Below are 22,548 nucleotides of genomic sequence, written 5' to 3' on the forward strand. Positions count from 1 at the left end.
GCTGCCGCGATGCGCGCCTCTACACTCGCGTGCGTGGACCCCGAGCTGTTCGAGCACCATCTCGCCTCCGCCCACGGGCGCGGTCGTGCGCCGGAGGGCGGCGCGACCGGCGTCGCCGGGACGAGACTGTGCGGCGACGTGGTGCGGCTCACGCTCGCGCTCGACCCGAGCGGCCAGCGCGTCGCGGAGGTCGGCTGGGAGGCGGAGGCGTGCGGCGCGACGCTCGCCGCGTGCAGCGCCGTCAGCGAGCTGGTCGCCGACGCGCCGCTGCTCGACGTCGCGCGGATCGGCGCCCATCAGGTCGCCGATGCGCTCGGCGGCTTGAGCGCCGGCAAGTTCCACGCCGCCGAGCTGGTCGCCGACGCGCTCGCCCGCGCGCTGGGGACGGCCGCGCGCGCCGCCGCCGCGCTGCCGCCGCCCGCCGCGCCCCCGCCGCACCGCACCCTCGTCGCGATGTCCGGCGGCGTGGACAGCGCCGTCGCGGCGCTGCTCGCCGCGCGCGAGAGCGGCGACGTCGTCGCCGTCACGCTCGAGTTGTGGGCCGACGAGCAGAACGACGGCGAGCGTTCCTGCTGCTCGGCGCAGGCGGTCCGCTTCGCGCGGGCGCTCGCGCATCGGATGGGGCTGCCGCACCTGACGCTCGACCTGCGCGAGGAGTTCAGCGCGGGCGTCGTGACGCCGTTCCTCGACGACCACGCCGCAGGTCTGACGCCGAACCCGTGCGTGCGCTGCAACGGGCACGTGCGGCTCGACGCGATGCTGGAGCTGGCCGACCGCCTCGGCGCCGCGACGTTGGCGACCGGCCACTACGCGCGCGTCGAGCCGGCCGAGCCCGTTGAGCCCGCCGCCGCGCCGGCCGAGCACGCCGCTGCGCCCGCCGAGCACGGCCCGCTGCTGCGCGCCGCCGCCGACGCGTGGAAGGACCAGACGTACATGCTCGCCGCGCTCGCGCCGGCCTCGCTCGCGCGGCTGCGCTTCCCGCTCGGCGACCTGACCAAGCCGCAGGTCCGCGCGCTCGCGGCCGAGGCGGAGCTGCCCGTCGCGAGCAAGGCCGAGTCGCAGGACCTCTGCTTCCTCGCCGGCACCAGCCGCAGCGAGTTCCTCGCCCGCCACGCCGGGATCGCGCAGCGGCCGGGGGAGGTCGTCGACGCCGCCGGCGACGTGATCGGCGCGCACACCGGCCACCACGGCTTCACCGTCGGCCAGCGCAGAGGGCTCGGCGTCGCTGCCGAGGAGCCGCTGTACGTGCTGCGGACCGACCCCGCGAGCAACCGCGTCGTCGCGGGTACCCGCGCACAGCTCGCGACGACCTCGGTCCCCGTCCGCGGAGCGCGGCTGCACCGCGACGGTGCGCGCGTCGACCGCGTCAAGCTGCGCTACCGCGCGAAGCCGCTGCCGGCGCGCGTCGTCGGGGCGCCGGCCGCCGGCACCCACCGGCGCCTGGAGATCGCGCTGGAGGAGCCGGTCGACGGCGCCGCCCCCGGCCAGCTCGCCTGCCTGATGGACGGCGACGTCGTGATCGGCTGGGCGACGATCGACCGCCCGGCGGCGACGGCGCCCGCTCAGTAGCCGCGGGCGACGTCGATCACGCCGCGCAGCTCGCGGCCCTCGCGCCGCCGCGCGACGTTGTCGGCGACGAACGCGGCCAGCGCGGTGTGGATCGCCGCGTCGGGATTGGCGACGTGCGGCGTGATCAGCGCGCGCGGCTCGCGCCACAGCGGGTGGTCGGACGGCAGCGGCTCGGGCTCGGTCACGTCGAGCGCGGCGCCGGCGATCTCGCCGGCCGCCAGCGCCTGCACGAGCGCGTCGGTGTCGACGAGCGCACCGCGTCCGACGTTGACGATCCAGGCGTGCGACGGCAGCGCGCGCAGCACGGCGGTGTCGACGACGTGGCGCGTCGCGTCGGTCGCCGGCGCCGCGAGCACGACGACGTCGGCCCGCGGCCACACCTCCGCCAGCCGCGCGGCGGGCAGCGTCTCCGCGGCGCCCGGGACCGGCGCGCCGCGGAGGGTGACCGCGATCACGCGCGCGCCGAACGGCGCCAGGAGGCCGATCAGCGCGCGGCCGATCGCGCCCGCGCCGACGATCGCGACCGTCGCGCCGCGCAGCGAGCGGCCCTCCAGCGAGCGGTCCCACGCCTGCGCCCGCGCGCACTCCGGCAGCCGCCGCAGGCCGGCGAGCACGAGCGCGAGCGTGTGCTCGGCGACGGTGTCCGCGTAGGCGCCGGCGGCCGAGGTCCAGACGCGCTCCGCACCGCCGCCCGCGACCGCGCCGCCGGCGGCGTCCCCGCTCGCACCCCCGATCAGCCCACCCTCCAGCCACCGCTCGACGCCCGCGTTCGGCAGCTGCACCCAGCGGACGCCGTCGTGCAGCAGCGGCACGAGCGCATCGGGCGCGCCGAGCCAGACGATCGCGTCGGCCGCACCGGCGCCGTCCGCCGGCGTCCCGCCGCCCGCGCGCACGGCATCGACGATCTCCGGCTCCGCATCGGGGCCGACGAACACGCGCAAAGAAGTCATGCGCCGCACCGTATCGGGGTACGATCGCGCACGGTGATCGGGGGCCTCTTCCCATCGTTGCGGGGGTACCGGAGGGAGTGGCTGCGCGGCGACGTGCTGGCCGGGCTGACCGTCTGGGCGGTGCTGATCCCTGAGTCGCTGGCGTACGCGTCGATCGCGGGCGTCTCGCCGGTCGTCGGCCTCTACGCCGCCCCCGGCGCGTTGCTGCTGTATGCGCTCTTCGGCAGCTCCCGCCATCTCGTCGTCGGGCCGATGTCGGCGACGGCGGCGCTGTCGGCGGCGACGGTCGGCGACCTCGTCGCCGGCTCCGGCGGTCACTTCGCAGCGATGACGGCGGCGCTGGCGATCTGCGTCGGGCTCGCGGCGCTGATCGCCGGCCTGGCACGGCTGGGGTTCCTCGCCAGCTTCATCTCCGAGCCGGTCCTGAAGGGCTTCATCGTCGGGCTCGCGCTGACGATCCTGGTCGGTCAGCTGCCGAAGCTGTTCGGCGTCTCCGGCGGCGAGGGGGAGTTCTTCGACAAGCTCTGGGACCTGCTCGGCAAGCTCGGCGACACGCACGTCCTGACGCTCGTCGTCGGGCTCGCGTCGCTTGCGCTCGTGCTCGGCCTGCGGCGCGTCGCGCCGATCGTCCCGGGCTCGCTCGCGGCGGTGCTGCTGAGCGTGCTCGCCGTCGCCGTCTTCGGCCTCGACGACCACGGCGTCGCGATCGTCGGCCACATCGACTCGGGCCTGCCGTCGTTCGGGACGCCCGGCGGCCTCGACCTGCGCGACTACGGCGACCTCGCCGGCGGCGCGGTCGCGGTGATGCTCGTCGGCTTCGCGGAAGGGCTCGGCGCAGCGAAGACCTACGCCGCGCGCCACCACTACGAGATCGACACGAACAGAGAGCTGATCGGGCTCGGCGCGGCCAACGTCGCTGCAGGCCTGTCGAGCGGGATGGTCGTCAACGGCAGCCTCTCCAAGACGGCGGTCAACGGCTCCGCCGGCGCGAACTCGCAGGTCTCGGGGCTCGTCGTCGCAGTGATGACGATCGTGACGCTGCTGCTGTTGACGGGGCTGTTCGAGCAGCTGCCGGAGGCGACGCTGTCGGCGGTCGTGATCGCCGCTGTGGTCGAGCTGATCGACGTGCGCTCGCTGCGCTCCCTCTACGCGACGTACAGCGGGCGGCTCGGCGGCTTCGCGAACGTGACCGCGCGGCCCGACTTCATCGCCGCGGTCGCCGCGCTGCTCGGCGTGCTGCTGTTCGACACCCTGCCCGGCCTGGTGATCGGGATCGCCGTCTCGTTCGTGCTGCTGCTCTACCGCGCGTCGCGCCCGTACGTCGCCGTCCTCGGCCGGATTCCGGGCGATCGGGAGCTGTACGGCGACGTCGCGCGCCACCCCGACAACGTCCAACCCGACGGCGTCGTCGTGCTGCGAGTCGAGAGCGCGCTGTTCTTCGCCAACGCCGACGCGGTCCGCGCCGAGCTGAGACGGCACGCCGCCTGGAGAGGCGTCCACACGATCGTGCTCGACGCCGAGGCGGTCGCCTCGATCGACGTCACGGCGGTCAAGATGCTCGACGAGGCCGCGTCGGACTGCCGCCGCCGGGGGGTCGCGCTGCTCATCGCGCAGGATTCCGGTCAGGTCCGCGACATGCTCCGCCGCGGCGGGGCGCAGGACCTCCAGGACGACGCCTATCCGACGGTCGCGGCGGCGGTCGCCGCGGCGCAGGCGACACACCGCGCCGGCGGCGCCCGCGAGCGCTGAGACGGGAGTCGCCGGCACATCGCGGTATCCTGTGTGGTGAAACAGCGCCCTGCTGGCTCTACCGCCCCGCCCAGCGCAGGCCGCATTCTTCCCAGGGGACGGGATTGAGGAGTTGCCGACATGGCAGCCATGCACCGGCCGTCGCCCTCCACAGCGAAGCGCCAGAGCGCCGAGCAGCAGAGCGCGAAGTTCAAGGCCGAGCAGGTCCGGCTCAAGGAAGAGGCGGCCAGACGTCGCGCCGAGGCGGCGAGACGCGAAGCGGACGGCGAGCCGTCCTCGCGCCGCACCTCCTGGTCACAGAGGTGATCGACGACAGCACGATCCACGCGCTCGTCGTGCGGCTCGCGCGGCCTGACGCGGCGGGCGGCCACACGGTCGAGCGCGCCGCGATGCTCGCGGAGGGCTCGGATTTCGCCGAGATCGAGGCGTGGATCCTGAAGATGGGCGGGGAGCCGCAGACCAGCAGCCGCAAGGCGACCGGCAGCGGGCTGTGGGCCGAGCGCGACAGCGCCGGCCGCGCTCGCGCCGCCGCTCCGCCGCAGCGCTACGTCTTCCCGGCGAACGCGCTGCAGCCGGTCTCGGCCTAGCGTAAGCACCCTGCCTTCCTCATACCGGCTCGACGTTCGGCCCGCTGCCGCGTCGTCGTCCGGCCGGCAGCGGCGCCGTCGCGTCAGGGCGCGACCGAGCTCCACAGCGTCACGTGGACCGGCGGGCGGGCGCGCGCGGAGGTCGTGCCGGCGCGCCCGGCCGACATCGCGTGCATCGCCTCCGGCGTCGTCGCGAAGCGCTGCAGCGCGAGCGCCGCCGGCGGCGCGCGGTCGAGCCCGAGCGTCGAGGCGTGCCACAGCTCCACGAGCGGCGTGCCGCGCACGTCGAGCGGCACGAGCGTCCGCCGGCGCAGCTCGACGCGGACCGAGTGGTGCAGCGTCAGCGCGATACCGTCGCCCGCCCCCGCCGCGGCGATCGCGGCGGCGTGGCTCGTGTAGACGCCGATCTCGCGCGGCGCGAGGCCGTGGCGCTCGAAGAACAGCCCGACGCCGGTCGTCGGGTCGACCGGGGGCGGGCCGACGAGCCAGCGCTCGGCCGCCAGCGCCGACGGCGCGATCCCGCGCCGGCGCGCGAGCGGATGCCCCGGCGTGGCGACGACGACGCAGCGGCAGCGCAGGAACGGCACCGTCGCGATCGTTGCGGCGCGCTCGAGCCCGGGGTGGGGGCCGAGCGCGATGTCGGCCCGGCGGTGCTCGAGCAGGTCGGCGAAGCCGGCGCCCGGCACGGCGTCGACGGCGATCTCGAGGTCGTCGTCGCGCGCGCCGAAGGCGTCCAGCAGCGGCCCGACGTGCTCGGCGACGACGCCGGTCGCAGCGACCTCGATCCGGCGCGGCTGATCCGGCGTGTCGCGCACCGAGCGGCGCGCCTGCTCGGCGAGGCCGAGGATCTCGCTCGCGAGCGCTGCCAGCCGGCGGCCGCCGGGCGTCAGCGCGATCCCGCGGCCGGAGCGCACGAAAAGCTCGTCGCCGAACTCGCGGCGCAGCGCGCCGACGGCGACGGAGATGGCCGGGTCGGTCACCTCCAGTTCGGCCGCCGCGGCTCGGACCGATCCGAGCCGGGCCACCAGCACGAACGACTGCAGCTGGGCGAGTGTCATAAGCGATCACTTAACCCCGGTTGAACAGTCACCTTAGACGCGCAAAGGTAGGAACGGAAGAAGAGAGGAGGACCCCTGTGCAAGTTCCGTCGCCGTTCGAGTACGAGCGCGCCACGAGCGTCGAGCAAGCGCTCGACCTGCTGGCACGGCTGGGGCCGGAGGCGCGCCTGCTGGCCGGAGGCCACTCGCTCCTGCCGATGATGAAGCTGCGGCTCGCGACACCCGAGCACCTGATCGACATCGACGCGCTCGCAGGCGAGCTGGGCTACGTGCGCGAGCAGGACGGCGAGGTGCGGATCGGCGCGATGACCCGCCACCGCGAGCTGCTGGAGTCCGAGCTGCTGGCGGACCGCCTCGCGATCTTCCGCGACGCCGAGCGCGTGATCGCCGACCCGGTCGTGCGCAATCGCGGCACGATCGGCGGCGCGCTGTGCCAGGCGGATCCGGCCGAGGACCTGGCGGCCGTCTGCGCGGCGGTCGGCGCGCGCGTCGTGATCCGCGGCCGCGACGGCGAGCGGCTGCTCGACATGCACGAGTTCCACCGCGGCCCATACGAGACCGCGGTCGGCGACGCAGAGATGGTGACCGAGATCCGCGTGCCGCTGCGCGACCACGCCGGCAGCGCGTACGAGAAGGTCGAGCGGCGCGTCGGCGACTGGGCGGTGGCGGCGGCCGCCGCGGCCGTGCAGCTCGACGGCGGCTCGATCGCGCAGGCCGGGATCGCGCTGACGGCGGTCGGCGCGGACGTCACCTCGCGCGAGGCGGAGGAGGCGCTCGCCGGCCGCCAGCCGTCAGAGGACCTGTTCGCCGAGGCGGGCCGGCTCGCCGCCGCGGCGTCCTCGCCGGTGACCGACCAGCGCGGGTCAGCCGAGTACAAGCGGCATGCCGCCGGCGAGCTGACCCGACGGGCGCTGCGGCGGGCGACCGCGCGGGCGCTGCGAGAGGAGGCGTGATGCAGGTCACCGTGTCGGTCAACGGCGAGGAGCACGTGCGCGAGATCGAGCCGCGGCTGCTGCTCGTCCATTTGCTGCGCGACGAGCTGGGGCTCACGGGCACCCACTGGGGCTGCGACACCTCCAACTGCGGCACGTGCGTCGTGCTGGTCGACGGCGAGCCGGTCAAGTCCTGCACCATGCTGGCGGCGACCGCCGCCGGCCATGAGATCACGACCGTCGAGGGGCTCGAACGCGACGGGCAGCTCGATCCCGTGCAGCAGGGCTTCCACGAGCAGCACGGCCTGCAGTGCGGCTTCTGCACGCCGGGGATGATGCTGACCGCGCGGGCGCTGCTCGATCGCAGGGCGGGCGGGGATCCGATCACCGACCAGGAGATCCGCGAGGCGATCTCCGGTCAGATCTGCCGCTGCACCGGCTATTCGACGATCGTCCGCTCGATCCGCTGGGCGGCCGAGCATCCGGCCGGCCAGGCGGCGGAGGAGGTCTCGCCATGAGCGTCACCGAGGAAGCGGCGGTCGGCTTCGGCCGGCTGCGGCGCAAGGAGGACGCGCGCTTCATCCGCGGGCAGGGCAGATTCGTCGACGACCTGAGACTGCCGGGGATGCTGCACGGCGGGATCCTGCGCAGCCCGGTCGCGCACGCGCGGATCGTCTCGATCGACGTCTCCGCCGCGCTCCAGCACCCGAAGGTCCACGCCGTCATCACCGGCAGAGAGCTCGAAGCGCTCGGGCTCGCGTGGATGCCGACGCTGTCGGCCGACACGCAGGCGGTGCTGGCGACCGACAAGGTCCGCTTCCAGGGGCAGGAGGTCGCGTTCGTGATCGCCGACGACCGCTACGCGGCGCGCGATGCGCTCGAGCTGATCGATGTCGAGTACGACGTCCTCCCGGCGGTCGTCAACGCGCGCAGAGCGCTCGACCCCGACGCGCCGGTGATCCGCGACGACCAGGAGGGGAGGACCGACAACCACATCTTCGACTGGGAGTCGGGCGACCGAGCCGCGACCGACGCCGTCTTCGCGCGCGCCGACGTGGTCGTCGCGCAGGACATGCTGTACCCCCGCGTGCACCCGGCGCCGATGGAGACGTGCGGCGCCGTCGCCGACATGGACGCTGTCAACGGAAAGCTGACGATCTGGTGCACGACGCAGGCGCCGCACGCCCACCGCACGCTGTACGCGCTCGTCGCCAGATTGCCCGAGCACAAGATCCGCGTCATCTCGCCGGACATCGGCGGCGGATTCGGCAACAAGGTCGGCATCTACCCCGGCTACGTCTGTGCCGTCGTCGGCTCAATCGTCACCGGCAGACCTGTGAAGTGGGTCGAGGACCGTTCCGAGAACCTGATGTCGACCTCTTTCGCGCGTGACTACGTCATGCACGGCGAGATCGCGGCGACCAGAGATGGCACGATCCTCGGCGTGCGGGTCGACGTGATCGCGGACCACGGCGCCTTCAACTCGACGGCGCAGCCGAGCAAGTTCCCGGCCGGCTTCTTCCACGTCTTCACCGGCTCCTACGACCTCGCGGCCGCTCACTGCGCCGTGCACGGCGTCTACTCGAACAAGGCGCCGGGCGGCGTCGCCTACGCCTGCTCGTTCCGCGTGACCGAGGCGGTCTACCTCGTCGAGCGGATGGTCGACCTGCTCGCGCGCGAGCTGGACGCCGACCCGGCCGAGCTGCGGCTGAAGAACCTGATCCGCCCAGAGCAGTTCCCATACCAGTCCAAGACCGGTTGGGTCTACGACTCGGGCGAGTACGAGCGCGCGCTGCGCAAGGCGCTCGAGATCGCCGGCTACGACGAGCTGCGGCGCGAGCAGGCGCAGAAGCGCGAGCGGGGCGAGCTGATGGGGATCGGGCTCGGCTTCTTCACCGAGGCCGTCGGCGCGGGGCCGCGCAAGCACATGGACATCGTCGGCCTCGGGATGGCCGACGCAGCCGAGCTGCGCGTCCATCCGACCGGCAAGGCGCAGCTGGGGATCAGCTGCCAGACGCAGGGCCAGGGCCACGAGACGACATTCGCGCAGATCGTCTCGCAGGAGCTTGGGATCCCCTCGGCCGACATCGAGGTCGTTCACGGCGACACCGACCTGACACCGTTCGGCCTCGGCACCTATGGGTCGCGCTCGACGCCGGTCAGCGGCGCGGCGGCCGCGGTCGTCGCGCGCAATGTGCGCGACAAGGCGCGCCTGATCGCCTCGGCGATGTTGGAGGTCGCGCCCGAGGACCTCGAATGGGAGCCCGGCCGCTGGTTCGTCAGAGGCGATCCCGAGCAGGGCGCGACGATCGCCGAGATCGCGATGGCGACGGTCGGCTCGCTCGAGCTGCCCGAAGGAGTCGAGGGCACGCTCGACTCCGAGACCGTCTACGACCCGCCGAACCTGACGTTCCCGTTCGGCGCCTACGTCTGCGTCGTCGACGTCGACCCGGGGACGGCGGTCGTGAGAGTGCGGCGCTTCGTCGCGGTCGACGACTGCGGCACGCGCATCAACCCGATGATCATCGAGGGTCAGGTGCATGGCGGGCTCGCCGACGGCGTCGGGATGGCGCTGATGGAGCTGATCGCCTTCGACGAGGACGGCAACTGCCTCGGCGGATCACTGATGGACTACCTGATCCCGACCGCGCTGGAGGTGCCCGACTGGGAGACCGACTTCACCGTCACGCCGTCGCCGCACCATCCAATCGGCGCGAAGGGGGTCGGCGAGTCGGCGACCGTCGGCTCGCCGCCGACGATCGTCAACGCCATCGTCGATGCGCTGAAGCCGTACGACGTGCGCCACATCGACATGCCGTGCACGCCGTCGCGCGTGTGGGAGGCGATGGAGGGGCGAGCGGAGCCGCCGCAATGATCGCCGGGTCGCTCGCCCGCGCCGCACAGCGCATGCGCGCCGGCGGCGAGCCGTTCGTCCACGCGACCGTCGTGCGCGCGCAGCACCCGACGAGCGTGCATGCCGGCGACGCCGCGCTCGTGCACGCCGACGGGACGATCGAGGGCTTCGTCGGCGGCCACTGCGCGCAGGCGTCCGTGCGGCTGCACGCCGCGCGCGTGTTGGAGACGGGCGAGCCGCTGCTGCTGCGGATCGTGCCCGAGGCGGTCGCCGACGTGGAGGAGTCGATCGGCGGCATCGTCGTGGAGCACAACCACTGCCTCTCGGGCGGCGCCTTCGAGATCTTCCTGGAGCCGTGGCGGCCCGCGCCGCGGATGGTCGTCGTCGGCGACGCGCCGACGGCGCGGGCGCTCGCCGAGCTGGCGCGCGCGGCGGGGTGGGAAGCGGCGCTCGTGGCCGCCGACGCCGTCGCGCGGCCACAGCCCCGCGACGAGGCGTTCGTCGTCGCCTCGCACGGCGAGGGCGAGGAGCGCGCGCTGTGCACGGCGCTGACGGAGGGCGTGCCGTACGTCGGGCTCGTCGCGAGCCGCCGGCGCGGCGAGGCTGTGCGTGCCGCGCTCGACGTCCCGGACGAGCTGCGGGCGCGCCTGCACGTTCCGGCCGGCCTGGCGATCGGCGCGCGGACGCCGGGCGAGGTCGCGATCGCGATCCTCGCGCAGCTGATCGCCGAGCGGCAGGTGTATCCCGGCGCGGCGGAGCCGGAGGTGGCAGGTGCAGAGCGGTAGAGCCCGCCTCGCCGGGCTCGTGCTCGCGGCCGGCGGATCGAGCCGGCTCGGGCGACCCAAGCAGCTGCTGCCGTACGGCGGCGCGACGCTGCTCGACCACGCGCTCGCGACCGCCCGCGCGTGCCGCTTCGATCAGCTGATCTGCGTGCTCGGCGGCGCGGTCGACGCGGTCCGCGCGACGGTCGACCTCGGCGGCGTCGAGGTCGTCGAGAACCGCGCGTTCGGCACCGGCTGCTCCTCGTCGATCGCGGCCGCGCTCGGTGCGGTCGACGAGGGCTGCGAGCTGCTCGTGCTGCTGCTCGGCGACCAGCCGGGCGTGACGCCCGCGACCGTCGCCGCGCTGCTGGCCGGTCGCGACGACGCTCCGCTCAGCGCGTGCCGCTACGACGACGGCCGCGGCCACCCGCTCGCGTTCGCGCGCGAGACGTTCGGCGAGCTGGCCACGCTGCACGGCGACAAGGCCGTCTGGAAGCTGCTCGACCGACGCGCGCCGGAGGTCGTCGACGTGCCGGTCCCCGGCAGGGTTCCGCTCGACGTCGACACGTGGAGAGACTACGCCGACGTCCTGCTCGCCCAGCGCACCCGGGTCGCGTCGTGAGCGGCGCCGCGCACCGCGGCGCCGAGGACACCGTCCGCGCCGCCGTGCCGGACGTCGAGACGCTCCTCGCGCGCCTCGACGCAGTCGACTACCTCGCCGACGAGGGGCTCGCGACCGCGCTCTTCTTCGCGCTGCGGATGCCGCAGCCGCTGCTGCTGGAGGGTGAGGCGGGCGTCGGGAAGACCGAGGCCGCGAAGGCGCTCGCGGCGCTGCTGCGGACGCCCCTGATCCGGCTGCAGTGCTACGAAGGGATCGACGCCGCGGAGGCGCTCTACGAGTGGAACTACCCGCGTCAGCTGCTGCGGATCCGGCTCGCGGAGAGCGAGGGCGAGGCGGTCTCGGAGGAGCGCCTGTTCTCGGAGGACTACCTGATCCGCCGCCCGCTGCTGCAGGCGATCGTGCACCCTGGGCCACTGCCCGCCGTGTTGCTGATCGACGAGCTCGACCGCGCCGACGACGACTTCGAGGCGTTCCTGCTCGAGCTGCTCGCCGAGGCGACGATCACGATCCCCGAGCTGGGCACGGTCCGCGCGACCCACCCGCCGGCAGTGGTCCTCACCTCCAACCGCACACGCGACCTGCACGACGCGCTCAAGCGGCGCTGCCTCTATCACTGGATCGACTACCCGAGCGCGGAGCGCGAGGTCGAGATCGTCCGCCGCCGCGTGCCCGAGGCCGCGCGCGAGCTGGCAGTCGACGTCGCCACGGCGGTCCGCCGCCTGCGCGGCGGCGAGCTGCAGAAGCCGCCCGGGATCGCCGAGGCGATCGACTGGGTCGCCGCGCTGCGGCTACTCGGCGTGATGCGGCTCGACCCGGTCGCCGCCGAGCGGACGCTGGGAGCGGTCCTGAAGTACCGCGAGGATCAGCAGCTCGTGCGCGAACGCGGCCTTGACCGGCTCGCCGCGGGCGCGGCCGATGAGTGAGCGCGTCGACCTGCCGGCGTTCGCAGCCGCGTTCGGCCGGGCGGTCCACGACGCCGGGATCCCGTCGCCGCCCGAGCGGGCGGTCCGCTTTGCGCAGGCGCTCGCGCTCGCGCCGCCGGCGCGCCGCGGCAGCCTCTACTGGACCGCGCGCACCGTCTTCGTCTCCTCGCGCGAGCAGCTCGAGACGTTCGACCGCGTCTTCGCGCGGGTGTTCGGCGGGATCGCGGACCCGGCGCAGGCGCGCGGCGATCCGAACGCGCCGCCGCCGCCCGGCGCCCAGGCCGGGCCGCGACCGGCGCGCACGCAGGCCGCGCTGCCAGAGGCCCCGCCTGAGGGTGGCGCGGCGCCGCGTTCCTCCTTCGGCGACCTGCGTGAGCCGCGCCGCGACGGCGACGACGCCGAGCGGCGCGAGCGCAACGTGCAGCTCGCCGCCGCGAGCGCCGAGGAGCGGCTCGCCGAGCGCGACTTCGGGCAGCTGACGCCCGACGAGCTGCGCGCGCTGTGGCGGCTGATGCGCGAGCTGGCGCTGGCGCCGCCCCTCCGTCGCTCGCGCCGCGCCCGCCGCGACCGTCACGGCGGGCGGCTCGACGTGCGTGCGACGCTGCGCGCGAGCCGCCGGACCGGTGGCGACCCCGCCCGCCGGATCATGCGCAGACGGGTGCTGCGCCGCCGCCGGCTGGTGCTGCTGTGCGACATCTCCGGCTCGATGGAGCCGTACTCGCGCGCCTTCCTGCAGTTCTTGCACGCCGCGGTCGGCGGGACCGACGCGGAGGCGTTCGTCTTCGCGACGCGACTGACCCGGCTGACGCGCGCGCTCCAGGGCCGCCAGCCGGAGCTTGCGATCGAGCGCGCGACGGCGGTGGCGCACGACTGGGCCGGCGGGACGCGGATCGGCGAGACGCTACGGCGCTTCAACGACAGCTATGGCCGGCGCGGGATGGCGCGCGGCGCCGTCGTCGTGATCGTCTCTGACGGCTGGGAACGCGGCGACCCCGCGCTCGTCGCCGAGCAGATGGAGCGGCTGCACCGGCTCGCGCACCGCGTCGTGTGGGTCAACCCGCACAAGGCGAGCCGTGACTTCGCACCGCTCGCGGGCGGGATGGCGGCGGCGCTGCCGTGGTGTGACGCCTTCGTCAGCGGGCACAACCTGAGTGCGCTCTCGGCGGTGGCCGAGGCGATCTCGACCTCTCGGAGGAGCACGCGATGAAGTTCGAGAACGCGTTCGCAGTCCAGGCCCCGATCGAGGAGGTTTGGGCCACGCTGCTGGACGTCGAGCGCGTCGCCCCCTGCATGCCGGGCGCGCAGGTCCTGGAGCGCGTCGGCGACGACGCGTACAGAGTCGCCGTCAAAGTGCGGGTCGGTCCGATCTCGATGACGTACAGAGGCGAGCTGCAGGTCGTCGAGCGCGACGACACCGCGCACGTCGCGGCGATGCGCGTGAAAGCGAAGGAGGCGCGCGGCCAGGGCACCGCGGACGCGACCGTGCGGACGGCGTTGGTGGAGCAGCCGGACGGCACGCACGCCACGATCGAAACGGATGTGCTGCTCGCCGGCAAGGTCGCGGCTATGGGCCGGGGCGTGGTCACCGACGTCTCGGCGCGGCTGGTCGAGACGTTCGCCGGCAACCTCGCGGCGATGCTCGAGGGGGCGGCTGCTGCCGAGGAGCCGGCGGCGGCGGTGACAGAGCCGGGCGGAGCCGCGCGGCGGGCGGAGCGCGCCGCGGGTGCCGAGCCGGCGGTCGAGGAGAGCCTGCCGATCGGCAAGCTCGCCGCCGGCGCGATCGCCGCGCGCCTCCGCGATCCGGTGACGCTGCTGGCCGCGGCGGGGGCGCTCGCGCTGATCGGCCTGGGAATCGCGTTCGCAATCAGGAAGGGGAGGTGAGATGAGATGACCGACGTGCTCGACACCGTGGCGACGTGGACCCGTCGCGGCGATCGCGTCGCGCTGGCGACCGTCGTCGCGACGAAGCGCTCCGCGCCGCAGCCGATTGGGACGAAGATGGCCGTCAACGATCGCGGCGAGCTCGTCGGCGCGGTCTCCGGCGGCTGCGTGGAGGGCGCCGTCGTCGAGGTCGCGGAGGCGATCCTCGCGGGCGGGCCGCCGCGGGTGCTGCACTACGGCATCGCCGATTCGGATGCCTGGGACGTCGGGCTGCCGTGCGGCGGCGAGATCTCGATCTGGGCGGAGGACCACGGAGCCTCGCCGCTGCAGGCCGACTTCACCGACCTGGCTCGCGCGGGCGAGCGGGTGGCGATCGTGACCGTCGTCGCGGGCGTCCCGCGGCCGGGCGCGAAGCTGCTCGTGGGCGTCGACGGCGAGCTCGGCGGCACGCTCGGCGGCAGCGCCCTCGACGCCGCCGGGCTTGCGCTCGCGCGCGACGCGCTGTGGTCGGAGCGCGGCGGGCTGCACGCCCACGAGGGCGTGTCGCTGTTCGTCGACGTCTCGGCGCCGCCGCCGCGTCTGCTGATCGTCGGCGCCGTCGACTTCGCCGCCCAGCTGTCGGCGGTCGCGGCCCTCGCCGGCTGGCGGGTGTTCGTCGTCGATCCCCGCGGCCGCTTCGCGACGCCGGAGCGGTTCCCCGCCGCGGAGCGCGTGATCGCCGCCTGGCCCCAGGCCGCGTTCGCCGAGCTGGCTCCGATCGATCCCGCGACGGCGGTCGCGGTCCTCACGCACGACCCCAAGCTCGACGACGCGGCGCTGATCGCCGCGCTCGCCTCGCCCACAGGCTATATCGGCGCGATGGGCAGCCGGCGCGCGCAGGCGAGACGGCGAGAGCGGCTGCTGCGGGCCGGCGTCGAGGAGGCGGCGCTCGAGCGGATCGCCGCACCGATCGGCCTCGACCTCGGCGCGCTCACCGCCGCCGAGACGGGGCTGTCGATCATGAGCGAGATCGTCGCGCTGCGTCACGGCCGCGAAGGTGGCCGGCTCGCGCACGCCGGAGGCCGCATCCACGACGCGGTCACGGCGTGAGCGACCGGCATGGGGTGCGGGCTCTAGACTCCGCACCCCATGCCGATGACCTCTGACGAGATCCGCGAGACGTTCCTGTCGTTCTTCCAGCAGCGCGAGCACCTGCGGCTGCAGTCCGCGCCGCTGGTGCCGACCGCGCACGATCCGTCGGTGCTGCTGACGACCGCGGGCATGCACCCGCTGAAGCCCTACTTCCAGGGCGTCGAGCAGCCTCCGGCGACGCGGCTCACCAGCTGTCAGAAGTGCTTCCGCGCGACCGACATCGAGAACGTCGGCAACACGCTCCGGCACCTCACCTGCTTCGAGATGCTCGGGAACTTCTCGATCGGCGACTACTTCAAGGAAGAGGTCATCGCGTTCGCGTGGGAGCTGTCGACGCAGGGCTTCGGGCTCGACCCGGAGAGAATCTGGGTGACCGTCTTCGGCGGCGACGAGGAGCTGGGCCTCGGCGCCGACGAGGAGGCGATCGAGCTGTGGCAGAAGGTCGGCGTCCCGCGCGAGCGGATCGTCGAGTGCTCGCGTGAGGACAACTTCTGGCAGGCCGGTCCGACCGGTCCCTGCGGTCCCTGCTCGGAGCTGTACCTCGACCGCGGCCTCGACTTCGGCGCGCCCGACGACCTGCCGGCCGGCGAGAACGAGCGCTTCCTCGAGTTCTGGAACCTCGTCTTCATGCAGTACGACCAGAACCCGGTCAACACGCTCGCGCCGCTGCCGAGCAAGAACATCGACACCGGGCTCGGGCTCAACCGCTTCGCCGCGATGCTGCAGGGCAAGGAGTCGGTCTTCGAGACCGACCAGTTCTGGCCGCTGATCGAGCTCGGGCAGGAGCTGTCCGGCCGCAGCTACGGCCAGGACGAGGCGACGACGCGCGCGCTGCGGATCCTCGCCGACCACTCGCGCGCGATGACGTTCCTCGTCGCCGACGGGGTCGTCCCCTCCAACGAGGACCGCGGCTACATCCTGCGCCGCGTGATGCGCCGCGCGATCCAGCACGGCCGCCGGATCGGCATCGAGCCCGGCTTCCTGCCGAAGTTCGCCGCGCGCGTCGAGCAGATCATGGGCGCCGCCTACCCCGAGATCGTCGAGCACAGCGACGCGATCCGGAAGTGGCTCGTCGCCGAGGAGGAGAGCTTCGGCCGCACGCTGGAGCAGGGCACGAAGCTGCTCGACGAGCTGATCGCGCAGGCCAAGCGCGAGGGCGAGGAGGGCCTCGGCGCCGAGGACGTCTTCCGTCTCCACGACACGTACGGCTTCCCGATCGACATCACGCGCGAGATCGCCGCCGAGCACGACCTCGGCGTCGACGAGCCGGGCTTCGAGCAGCTGATGGACCAGCAGCGCGCGCGGGCGCGCGCCGGCGCCGGCGGCAAGGGCGCCACCGGCGACGGACTGCGCGAGCGGGCCCAGGAGCTGGCCGGCGGCGCCGCCTTCCAGAGCGAGTTCACCGGCTACGCGACGACCGCGCAGGAGACGACCGTCGGCGCGCTGGAGGCCGAGGACGACGGCCGCGTGCTCGTGAAGCTGGTCGAGTCGCCGTTCTACGCCGCCGGCGGCGGCCAGGTGTCGGACTCCGGCTGGGTCGAGTGCGCCGACGGCGACTGCAGAGCCGAGGTGCTCGACGTGCTGCGCGTCGCCGGCGGAGCCGACCAGGTCGTCGTCGTGCGACCGGAGCGCGGCGCGCTGAAGCCGGGCGAGCACGTCCACGCCGTCGTCGACCGCCAGGCGCGCCACGCGACCGAGGCCAACCACACCGCCACGCACCTGCTGCACGCGGCGCTGCGCAGACGGCTCGGCGGCCACGTCCGCCAGGCTGGCTCCGCGGTCCAGCCCGACAAGCTGCGGTTCGACTTCACGCACGGGCAGGCGCTCTCGCCCGACGAGCTGCGCGACGTCGAGGACGAGGTCAACGAGTGGGTCCTCGCCAATTTCCCCGTGCGCGCGCTGACGACGACGCTCGACGAGGCCAAGCGGCTCGGCGCGATGGCGCTGTTCGGCGAGAAGTACGGCGATGTCGTGCGGATGGTCGAGGTCGGCGACGGCTCCTTCTCGCGTGAGCTGTGCGGCGGCACGCACGTCCGCTCGACCGCAGAGATCGGCCTCTTCCGCGTCACCGCGGAGACGTCCAGCGCCGCCAACGTGCGCCGTATCGAGGCGATCACGGGTCCGGCCGCGGTGCGGCTGCTGCGCGAGCACGACGGCGCGCTGCGCGACGCCGCGACCGCACTGCGCGCGACGCCCGAGCAGGTCCCGGCCGAGGTCGACAAGCTGCGGGTTCGGGTCAAGGAGTTGGAGAAGGCGGCCAAGCAGGGCGCCGGCGCCGGCAACGGCGCACTCGACGTCGACGCGCTGGTGGCGGGCGCGACCGAGCACGGCGGCGGCGCGCGCGTCGTCGCGGCGGCGATCGAGCTGCCCGACCCGAAGGCGCTGCCGGACGTCGCGGATCGGCTCAAGGGCAAGCTCGGCGACGCCGCGATCGTCCTCGGCACGGTCTCCGACGGCAGAGTCCACCTCGTCGCGAGCGTCGCCCCGGCGCTCGTCGAGCGGGGCGTGAAGGCAGGCGCGATCGTGAAGGTCGCGGCAGAGGTGACGGGCGGCGGCGGAGGCGGTCGCGACACGATGGCGCGTGCGGGAGGCCGCGACCCAGAGAAGCTGTCCGAGGCGATCGACGCCGCCCGGACCGCGATCGAGGCTGCCCTCCAGGGCTGATGCAGGCCTCGAGGTACCACGAGGGACCGCCGGAAGGCGGCTCGCTACTCTGATGCGCGTGCTCGCGCTCGACTATGGCAGCGCTCGCTGCGGCTGCGCGCTGAGCGACCCGACCGGCACGCTCGCGACGCCGATCGCGCACGTGGAGCGTCCCGGGACCCGCAAGGGCATGGCGCGCCTCGTCGCGCTGGTCCGCGATCGCGAGGTCGACAGGGTCGTCGTCGGCCTGCCGCTCGGCCTCTCCGGCGCGGACACCGCGCAGACCGCGGAGGTGCGCGCGTTCGCGCAGAGACTTGGCGAGGCGCTCGGGGAGCAGATCCCGATCGACCTCTACGACGAGCGCTTCACGACCGTCATCGCAGAGCGCGTCGGCGGTCGCGAGAGCGAGGACTCGCGTGCCGCCGCAGTCCTGCTCGAAGGCTGGCTGGTGCGGCACGGAGGAGGAGACGGATGAGCCGACGCGGTGGAGATCGCACGCCTGAGGAGCGCGAGCGCGCACGTCGCGAGCGCGAGCGGCGCCGCTACGAGCGCGCCGGCGAGCCCGTGCCCGAGCACCTGCTCGAGCCCGAGGAGCGCGCGGCCGCCGCGCCGCCTGAGCCGGTCGCACCGGAGCCTGAGCCGTTCGAAGCGGAGCCTGAGCCGTTCGAAGCGGAGCCCGATCCGGTCGACGCGGAGCCGTTCGCACACGAGCCGGCGCCGGTCGAGCCGGAGCCCGTCGCCTACGAGCCGCCGCCGGTCGAGCCCGTCGGTCCGGAGCCGGCCGCCTATGAGCCGCCGCTCGAGCCGGTCGAGCCGGAGCCGGCCGCGCCCGTCGAGCCGCCCGCGGCGGAGCGGGGACAGTCGCACGATCCCCAGGAGACGGTCCAGTGGGACGTCAGCCAGGCGTGGGCCGACGAGCACCCGCCGCACGCCGACGTCGCCGCTCCCGCGGCCGCAGCGCACGCGACCCAGGCGCACGATCACGAGCACGCCGCCGCGGTCGAGCAGCCGCCGCAGGCCGAGCCGCCGCCCGCGCACGACCCGCAGGCGACCCAGGCGCACGACGTGCAGGCCGACTGGGGCGCGGAGTGGACCGACGAGCACGCGGCTGTCGAGCAGCCGTCGGAGGAGCATGAGGCGCCACTCGGCACCAAGCGCATCAGCGGCAAGGACAGGATGCACCTGCCGCACATCCACCGGCCGACGCGCGGCGAGCGGACCGGGAAGGGTCGCGGCGTGCGCGTGAAGCGGCCGGGGGAGACGTTCGGCGGCGGCCCGCGCACGCGGCGCAGCGTCGGCGGGCGGATCTTCGCAGGCTTGTTCGTGCTGCTCGGGATCGCGCTCGTGTGGTTCCTCGTCTCGCTGTTCCAGCCGTTCGGCGGCGGGGGCGACGGCAGCGGCAGAGTCGCCGTCACGATCCCGGAGGGCGCGAGCGCCGGTGACATCGGCAAGCTGCTGGCTAACAGAGGCGTCGTCGACTCCGGCTTCTTCTTCGGCCTGCGGGCGACCGTCTCCGGCGAGCGCAGCAACCTCAAGTCCGGCAGATACACGCTCAGAGAGGACATGAGCTACGGCGCGGCGCTCGACGCGCTGACGTCTGAGCCGGAGGTCAGAAGAGTCGCGACCGTCAGCGTCTCGATACCGGAGGGCCGCAGCCGTCGCGAGACGGCGAGAATCGCCAGGCAGTCCGGCCTCAGGGGCGACTACTTCACCGCCTCGCGCAGATCGCGCCAGCTCGACCCGCGCAGATACGGCGCGCCGGCCGGCGCGACGCTGGAGGGCTTCCTGTTTCCGGCGACATACGAGCTGAGACGCGGCGCGAGAGTCCAGCGGCTCGTCGACGACCAGCTGAGAGCGTTCAAGCAGAACTTCGCCGGGATCAACCTCAGATTCGCCAGAAGCAAGCAGCTGACCGCCTACGACGTGCTGACGATCGCCTCGATGGTCGAGCGCGAGGTCAGCGTCGCGAGAGAGCGGCCGCTCGTCGCCGCCGTGATCTACAACCGCCTGCGCGACTCGATCCCGCTTGGGATCGACGCGACGCTGCGGTTCGAGCAGAACGACTGGGTCAACCCGCTGCGCCAGTCGGTGCTCGACGCCGACACGCCGTACAACACCCGCCGCAAGCTCGGCCTGCCGCCCGGGCCGATCGGCAGCCCCGGCCTCGCGTCGATCAGAGCGGCGGCGAACCCGGCCAGAAGCGACGCGCTCTACTACGTCGTCAGACCGGGGACGTGCGGCGAGCACGCGTTCGCGCCGTCCTACGAGCAGCACCTGCAGAACGTCCAGCGCTACGAGCAGGCGCGGCAGGCCGCCGGCGGGAGATCGCCGACGAGATGCTGACGCGCAATGTGTAGCACGCGCTGCGGCGTGCTCGGCTGGCCGGTGCGGCACAGCCGCTCGCCGGGGATGCACGAGGCCGCGTACGCCGCGCTCGGGCTCGACGGCTGGCAGTACCAGCTGCTGCCGGTCCCGCCGGAGCTGTTCGACGAGACCGTGCGGGCGCTGCCCGGCGCCGGCTTCACCGGCGCGAACGTGACGATCCCGCACAAGCACGCCGCGCTGGCGCTCGCCGACGACGCGACCGCGAGCGCACGCGCGATCGGCGCCGCGAACACGCTCACGTTCGGCGCCGACGGCCGGATCCACGCCGACAACACCGACGCGCCCGGGATCGTCGACGCCCTGCCGGCACCGCCGGCCGGGCAGACGGCCCTCGTGCTCGGCGCGGGCGGCACGGCGCGCGCTGCGGTCTGGGCGCTTTGCGATGCCGGCGCGGCGGATGTGATGGTCTGGAACCGGACGCGCGAGCGCGCCGAGCAGCTGACCGCCGAGCTGGGCGGCCGCGTCGTGGAGGAGGCGGTCGCGGCGGACCTGGTGCTCAACACGACGTCGGTCGGGCTCGACGGCGCGGCCGACCCGTTCGCGCACCTCCCGCTCGACGCCGGCGACCTCGGTCGCTACGGCTGCCTGGTCGAGCTGGTCTACGGCGCGAGACCGACGGCGCTCGCCGCCGCGGCCCGGACCGCCGGCGTCGCGGTCGTCGACGGGCTGGAGATCCTCGTCCGCCAGGGCGCGCGCAGCTTCGAGCGTTGGACGGGCCGCGCGGCGCCCGTCGACGTCATGCGGGCTGCGGCGCGCGGCTGATCGAGAACTCGGCGGGCGCGTTGCGGTTCAGCTCCAGGCTCGCACGCTCGCCGTCGTAGTCGGGCAGCAGCGTCGCGGCGGCGGCGCTCGGGTGCGGATCGTCCTGCGGCAGCGGCAGCGCGGGGTGGAGGATCAGATGCGCGCGGACGTCGGCGGGCAGCTCGCTCCAGGCAGGCGCGAACGACAGCAGGATCCCGTCGCGGCGGACGTCGCTCGCGTTCGCGTGGGTGCCGTGCAGCAGCCGGTAGTCGAGCACGATCGCGTCGCCCGCCCGCAGCTGCGGCGTCAGCTGACCGGGCAGATCGCTCATCGCCGCGTGGTCGGGCGGCAGCGCGCGGGTCGAGTCATCGTGCGCCTCCGGCAGCAGCGCGTGCAGCGGGACGCTGCGGCAGTGCGAGCCGGGCAGGACGCGCAGCGCGCCGTTGGCCGCGTCGGTGTCGGTCAGATACGTCAGCAGCGCGACCTGCGGCGCGGGGGCGCGGAAGCTGACGGGATTGTTCCAGCACCACCAGTCCTGGTGCCACCAGAGCGCCGGGCTGCGCGCCTCCTTCGTGCTGACGTAGCCGGAGATCCAGCGCAGATCCTCGGCGCCGAGCGCGTCGCGCAGCGCGCGCACGCGGCGCGGCTCGTCGAGCGCGAGCCGGACGGCGCGGTCGTTCCAGCGCAGCGGCACGAGCATGTTGTGGGGCCGCTCGCAGGCGAGCCCGGACGGCGCGTCGAGCACCGCCGCGACCTCGCCGCGGAGCGTCGCGACCTCGCCGCCGGAGAAGAAGCCGGGGAGGAGGACGAAGCCGTCGTCGGCGAACGTGCTCATCCCGCCGCCCGTTCGCGTCCGCGGTCGTGCGTCGCGCCGCGCTCGTGCCCGGCAGCGCGCTCGCGGCCGTCGCCGCGCGCGGGCAGCGCCCCCTCCGCCTCGTCCAGCGCGCGCTCGGCGATCGCGATCTCGGCGACGACGCGGTCGCGCTCGACGCGATCCGCCGCCGAGCCGGGGGCGTGCGACTGCTCCGAGAGCCGCGCGTGCAGGCGCTCCAGTCGTGCACGCAGGTTGGCGGGCGCGTCGAAGTCGAGCTCGTAGACGCCCGAGCGGCTCGTGCGGCGGACGACGGGTGAGCGTGAGATCTGCGTCAGGAAGACGGCGAGCGGATCCTTGCCCGCGACGTGATGGCCGGCCGTCTCCAGCTCGTGGAACCAGGTCTTGTAGTGGATCGGCTCGGCGCCGCCCGGGCGTGCCAGCAGCACGTCGATCGCCGCCTGGCGGATCGCCGCCCCCTTGAGCCCATCGCCGCTCTCCACGCCGCGGGCCGGCAGCGGATGGACGTTGGCCGCTTCAGGCACGAGCCGGTCGATCAGCTCCAGCCGCTCCTCGACGTCGGAGAGCTGCTCCTCTATCGCCGCGAGCTGCGCGGCGGTCGCGTCGCGCCGCCGCGTCAGCTTGTCGCGCTCGCGCAGCAACGCCATGCGCTCGGCGCCGGCTGCGCGGGTGAGACGGGACGAGGTGGAGCGGGACGGCATCGCCGACATTCCTACCGCGTCGGCCGCGGAGAGGCGACGAGACCCTGTGCACAACTCCTACATCTGCCGCCGATACGCCACGACATGTGTGCGCTGCCACGCCAACTCGTGTGCACAACTGTGTGGAGAACTCGCGCTTTCCCCGCAAAGTGCGGGCATATCACGGCGACGAGGAGTGTTGACAAGCGATACGCCCCGTGGCGACCCCTCGTTCCGTCCGGCACGCGCG

The 22,548-nt window shown here is 74.1% G+C and carries 21 protein-coding genes; 17 read left to right on the forward strand and 4 right to left on the reverse strand.

The features are described from left to right. Positions 1-33: 33 nt before the first annotated feature. Entirely contained in the window at positions 34-1,569 is a 1,536-nt protein-coding gene (gene mnmA / locus CWOE_RS15070; protein WP_236262104.1) for a tRNA 2-thiouridine(34) synthase MnmA, read from the forward strand. Here mnmA and CWOE_RS15075 read toward each other — a convergent pair. Then, a complete protein-coding gene (locus CWOE_RS15075) occupies positions 1,563-2,519 on the reverse strand; it encodes a D-isomer specific 2-hydroxyacid dehydrogenase family protein (protein WP_012934490.1) in 957 nt (318 codons plus the stop codon). The two genes, mnmA and CWOE_RS15075, sit on opposite strands and share 7 nt — an antisense overlap. A gap of 33 nt (positions 2,520-2,552) precedes the next feature. Between CWOE_RS15075 and CWOE_RS15080 the strand changes: the two genes are divergently transcribed. The 3 genes from CWOE_RS15080 to CWOE_RS15085 all read left to right on the forward strand — a co-directional run bounded on the left by CWOE_RS15080 (position 2,553) and on the right by CWOE_RS15085 (position 4,855). Beyond that, a complete protein-coding gene (locus tag CWOE_RS15080; RefSeq protein ID WP_012934491.1) occupies positions 2,553-4,268 on the forward strand; it encodes a SulP family inorganic anion transporter in 1,716 nt (571 codons plus the stop codon). Positions 4,269-4,388: 120 nt separating this feature from the next. Next, positions 4,389-4,574 carry a hypothetical protein gene (locus tag CWOE_RS32840; RefSeq protein WP_012934492.1) on the forward strand — a complete coding sequence of 62 codons (186 nt, stop codon included), beginning with the start codon at positions 4,389-4,391 and terminating at the stop codon, positions 4,572-4,574. Beyond that, positions 4,571-4,855, forward strand: a complete 285-nt coding sequence (locus CWOE_RS15085; protein WP_012934493.1) for a hypothetical protein — start codon at positions 4,571-4,573, stop codon at positions 4,853-4,855. Before CWOE_RS32840 ends, CWOE_RS15085 begins: the two co-directional genes overlap by 4 nt. A gap of 83 nt (positions 4,856-4,938) precedes the next feature. Here the strand turns inward: CWOE_RS15085 and CWOE_RS15090 are convergent, their stop codons facing one another. After that, positions 4,939-5,913, reverse strand: a complete 975-nt coding sequence (locus CWOE_RS15090) for a LysR family transcriptional regulator (protein WP_012934494.1) — start codon at positions 5,911-5,913, stop codon at positions 4,939-4,941. Between the two features lie 77 nt (positions 5,914-5,990). Between CWOE_RS15090 and CWOE_RS15095 the strand changes: the two genes are divergently transcribed. The 13 genes from CWOE_RS15095 to CWOE_RS15155 are packed head-to-tail and all read left to right on the forward strand — an operon-like array spanning position 5,991 to position 20,807. Then, on the forward strand, positions 5,991-6,866 hold the full coding sequence (locus tag CWOE_RS15095) for an FAD binding domain-containing protein (RefSeq protein WP_012934495.1): 876 nt from the start codon (positions 5,991-5,993) through the stop codon (positions 6,864-6,866). Then, positions 6,866-7,363, forward strand: a complete 498-nt coding sequence (locus CWOE_RS15100) for a (2Fe-2S)-binding protein (protein ID WP_012934496.1) — start codon at positions 6,866-6,868, stop codon at positions 7,361-7,363. The genes CWOE_RS15095 and CWOE_RS15100 overlap by 1 nt, the downstream gene beginning before the upstream one ends. Next, positions 7,360-9,720 (forward strand): aerobic carbon-monoxide dehydrogenase large subunit, encoded by a 2,361-nt coding sequence (locus CWOE_RS15105; RefSeq protein WP_012934497.1) that lies wholly within the window; start codon positions 7,360-7,362, stop codon positions 9,718-9,720. The genes CWOE_RS15100 and CWOE_RS15105 overlap by 4 nt, the downstream gene beginning before the upstream one ends. After that, positions 9,717-10,484, forward strand: coding sequence for an XdhC family protein (locus tag CWOE_RS15110; RefSeq protein WP_012934498.1), 768 nt, complete (start codon positions 9,717-9,719; stop codon positions 10,482-10,484). The genes CWOE_RS15105 and CWOE_RS15110 overlap by 4 nt, the downstream gene beginning before the upstream one ends. Continuing rightward, positions 10,471-11,082, forward strand: a complete 612-nt coding sequence (locus CWOE_RS15115) for a nucleotidyltransferase family protein (RefSeq protein WP_012934499.1) — start codon at positions 10,471-10,473, stop codon at positions 11,080-11,082. Before CWOE_RS15110 ends, CWOE_RS15115 begins: the two co-directional genes overlap by 14 nt. After that, positions 11,079-12,005, forward strand: a complete 927-nt coding sequence (locus CWOE_RS15120; protein ID WP_012934500.1) for an AAA family ATPase — start codon at positions 11,079-11,081, stop codon at positions 12,003-12,005. The genes CWOE_RS15115 and CWOE_RS15120 overlap by 4 nt, the downstream gene beginning before the upstream one ends. Beyond that, the gene (locus CWOE_RS15125) at positions 11,998-13,212 is read left to right on the forward strand and encodes a vWA domain-containing protein (protein WP_012934501.1); all 1,215 of its coding nucleotides are present in this window, start codon (positions 11,998-12,000) and stop codon (positions 13,210-13,212) included. Before CWOE_RS15120 ends, CWOE_RS15125 begins: the two co-directional genes overlap by 8 nt. After that, positions 13,209-13,886 (forward strand): SRPBCC family protein, encoded by a 678-nt coding sequence (locus tag CWOE_RS15130; RefSeq protein ID WP_012934502.1) that lies wholly within the window; start codon positions 13,209-13,211, stop codon positions 13,884-13,886. The genes CWOE_RS15125 and CWOE_RS15130 overlap by 4 nt, the downstream gene beginning before the upstream one ends. A 6-nt stretch (positions 13,887-13,892) precedes the next feature. Next, a complete protein-coding gene (locus tag CWOE_RS15135; RefSeq protein ID WP_012934503.1) occupies positions 13,893-14,975 on the forward strand; it encodes an XdhC family protein in 1,083 nt (360 codons plus the stop codon). 39 nt (positions 14,976-15,014) lie between these two features. After that, a complete protein-coding gene (gene alaS, locus CWOE_RS15140) occupies positions 15,015-17,681 on the forward strand; it encodes an alanine--tRNA ligase (protein WP_012934504.1) in 2,667 nt (888 codons plus the stop codon). Between the two features lie 52 nt (positions 17,682-17,733). Further along, the gene (gene ruvX / locus CWOE_RS15145; RefSeq protein ID WP_012934505.1) at positions 17,734-18,135 is read left to right on the forward strand and encodes a Holliday junction resolvase RuvX; all 402 of its coding nucleotides are present in this window, start codon (positions 17,734-17,736) and stop codon (positions 18,133-18,135) included. After that, a complete protein-coding gene (gene mltG / locus CWOE_RS15150; RefSeq protein ID WP_012934506.1) occupies positions 18,132-20,003 on the forward strand; it encodes an endolytic transglycosylase MltG in 1,872 nt (623 codons plus the stop codon). Before ruvX ends, mltG begins: the two co-directional genes overlap by 4 nt. A 6-nt stretch (positions 20,004-20,009) precedes the next feature. Then, the gene (locus CWOE_RS15155; RefSeq protein ID WP_012934507.1) at positions 20,010-20,807 is read left to right on the forward strand and encodes a shikimate dehydrogenase family protein; all 798 of its coding nucleotides are present in this window, start codon (positions 20,010-20,012) and stop codon (positions 20,805-20,807) included. On the opposite strand, the gene CWOE_RS15160 is transcribed toward CWOE_RS15155, so the two are convergent. After that, positions 20,782-21,621: a phytanoyl-CoA dioxygenase family protein gene (locus tag CWOE_RS15160; protein WP_012934508.1), complete on the reverse strand. Its 840-nt coding sequence runs from the start codon at positions 21,619-21,621 to the stop codon at positions 20,782-20,784. The two genes, CWOE_RS15155 and CWOE_RS15160, sit on opposite strands and share 26 nt — an antisense overlap. Beyond that, on the reverse strand, positions 21,618-22,319 hold the full coding sequence (locus CWOE_RS15165; protein ID WP_012934509.1) for a hypothetical protein: 702 nt from the start codon (positions 22,317-22,319) through the stop codon (positions 21,618-21,620). The genes CWOE_RS15160 and CWOE_RS15165 overlap by 4 nt, the downstream gene beginning before the upstream one ends. Positions 22,320-22,548 lie beyond the last annotated feature (229 nt).

It is taken from the genome of Conexibacter woesei DSM 14684 (assembly GCF_000025265.1).
In the GTDB taxonomy this organism is placed as follows: Bacteria; Actinomycetota; Thermoleophilia; order Solirubrobacterales; family Solirubrobacteraceae; genus Conexibacter; species Conexibacter woesei.

What these genes read in the sequence shown, in the direction of transcription:
- CWOE_RS15075 (WP_012934490.1), bottom strand. Translation starts at nt 2,519, where the DNA reads ATGACTTCTTTGCGCGTGTTCGTCGGCCCCGATGCGGAGCCGGAGATC.
- CWOE_RS32840 (WP_012934492.1), top strand. Translation starts at nt 4,389, where the DNA reads ATGGCAGCCATGCACCGGCCGTCGCCCTCCACAGCGAAGCGCCAGAGC.
- CWOE_RS15090 (WP_012934494.1), bottom strand. Translation starts at nt 5,913, where the DNA reads ATGACACTCGCCCAGCTGCAGTCGTTCGTGCTGGTGGCCCGGCTCGGA.
- CWOE_RS15100 (WP_012934496.1), top strand. Translation starts at nt 6,866, where the DNA reads ATGCAGGTCACCGTGTCGGTCAACGGCGAGGAGCACGTGCGCGAGATC.
- CWOE_RS15105 (WP_012934497.1), top strand. Translation starts at nt 7,360, where the DNA reads ATGAGCGTCACCGAGGAAGCGGCGGTCGGCTTCGGCCGGCTGCGGCGC.
- CWOE_RS15110 (WP_012934498.1), top strand. Translation starts at nt 9,717, where the DNA reads ATGATCGCCGGGTCGCTCGCCCGCGCCGCACAGCGCATGCGCGCCGGC.
- CWOE_RS15125 (WP_012934501.1), top strand. Translation starts at nt 11,998, where the DNA reads ATGAGTGAGCGCGTCGACCTGCCGGCGTTCGCAGCCGCGTTCGGCCGG.
- CWOE_RS15130 (WP_012934502.1), top strand. Translation starts at nt 13,209, where the DNA reads ATGAAGTTCGAGAACGCGTTCGCAGTCCAGGCCCCGATCGAGGAGGTT.
- CWOE_RS15135 (WP_012934503.1), top strand. Translation starts at nt 13,893, where the DNA reads ATGACCGACGTGCTCGACACCGTGGCGACGTGGACCCGTCGCGGCGAT.
- alaS (WP_012934504.1), top strand. Translation starts at nt 15,015, where the DNA reads ATGCCGATGACCTCTGACGAGATCCGCGAGACGTTCCTGTCGTTCTTC.
- ruvX (WP_012934505.1), top strand. Translation starts at nt 17,734, where the DNA reads ATGCGCGTGCTCGCGCTCGACTATGGCAGCGCTCGCTGCGGCTGCGCG.
- mltG (WP_012934506.1), top strand. Translation starts at nt 18,132, where the DNA reads ATGAGCCGACGCGGTGGAGATCGCACGCCTGAGGAGCGCGAGCGCGCA.
- CWOE_RS15155 (WP_012934507.1), top strand. Translation starts at nt 20,010, where the DNA reads ATGTGTAGCACGCGCTGCGGCGTGCTCGGCTGGCCGGTGCGGCACAGC.
- CWOE_RS15160 (WP_012934508.1), bottom strand. Translation starts at nt 21,621, where the DNA reads ATGAGCACGTTCGCCGACGACGGCTTCGTCCTCCTCCCCGGCTTCTTC.
- CWOE_RS15165 (WP_012934509.1), bottom strand. Translation starts at nt 22,319, where the DNA reads ATGCCGTCCCGCTCCACCTCGTCCCGTCTCACCCGCGCAGCCGGCGCC.